Genomic DNA, 1,124 nt, shown 5'->3' on the forward strand with positions numbered 1-1,124 from the left:
GGTCACGTTGACCACGGTAAAACCACTCTGACCGCTGCTCTGACTCGCGTCTGCTCCGAAGTTTTCGGTTCGGCCGTAGTTGAATTCGACAAGATCGACAGCGCTCCAGAAGAAAAAGCTCGCGGTATCACCATCAACACCGCTCACGTTGAGTACAACTCGACTATTCGTCACTACGCTCACGTTGACTGCCCAGGTCACGCTGACTACGTGAAGAACATGATCACCGGTGCTGCCCAGATGGACGGCGCGATCCTGGTTTGCTCGGCCGCTGATGGTCCGATGCCACAAACCCGTGAGCACATCCTGCTGTCCCGTCAGGTAGGCGTTCCGTACATCGTGGTTTTCCTGAACAAGGCTGACCTGGTAGACGACGCTGAGCTGCTGGAACTGGTTGAGATGGAAGTTCGCGACCTGCTGTCCACTTATGACTTCCCAGGCGACGACACTCCGATCATCATCGGTTCGGCTCGTATGGCGCTGGAAGGCAAAGACGACAACGAAATGGGCACCACTGCCGTTCGTAAACTGGTTGAAACTCTGGACACCTACATCCCAGAACCAGTTCGTATGATCGACAAGCCATTCCTGATGCCAATCGAAGACGTATTCTCGATCTCGGGTCGCGGTACTGTTGTGACTGGTCGTATCGAGCGCGGTATCGTTCGCGTTCAAGATGCACTGGAAATCGTTGGTCTGCGTGACACCACCACCACCACCTGCACCGGTGTTGAGATGTTCCGCAAGCTGCTCGACGAAGGTCGTGCTGGCGAGAACTGCGGCGTTCTGCTGCGTGGTACCAAGCGTGACGACGTTGAGCGTGGTCAGGTTCTGGTTAAGCCAGGTTCGGTTAAGCCGCACACCAAGTTCACCGCAGAAGTTTACGTTCTGAGCAAGGAAGAAGGCGGTCGTCACACTCCGTTCTTCAAAGGCTACCGTCCACAGTTCTACTTCCGTACTACTGACGTGACTGGTAACTGCGAGCTGCCAGAAGGCGTTGAAATGGTAATGCCAGGTGACAACATTCAGATGACTGTTACCCTGATCAAAACCATCGCGATGGAAGATGGTCTGCGTTTCGCTATCCGTGAAGGCGGTCGTACCGTCGGCGCTGGCGTCGTAGC

General features: G+C 55.2%; 1 protein-coding gene. It reads left to right on the plus strand.

Annotated elements, in window-relative coordinates:
- Positions 1-1,124 (plus strand): elongation factor Tu (gene tuf, locus V3W27_RS28065; protein WP_330208060.1); only part of this gene is annotated, 1,124 nt, incomplete at both ends.

The organism is Pseudomonas sp. AM14(2022) (genome assembly GCF_036346455.1).
In the GTDB taxonomy this organism is placed as follows: domain Bacteria; phylum Pseudomonadota; class Gammaproteobacteria; order Pseudomonadales; family Pseudomonadaceae; genus Aquipseudomonas; species Aquipseudomonas putida_A.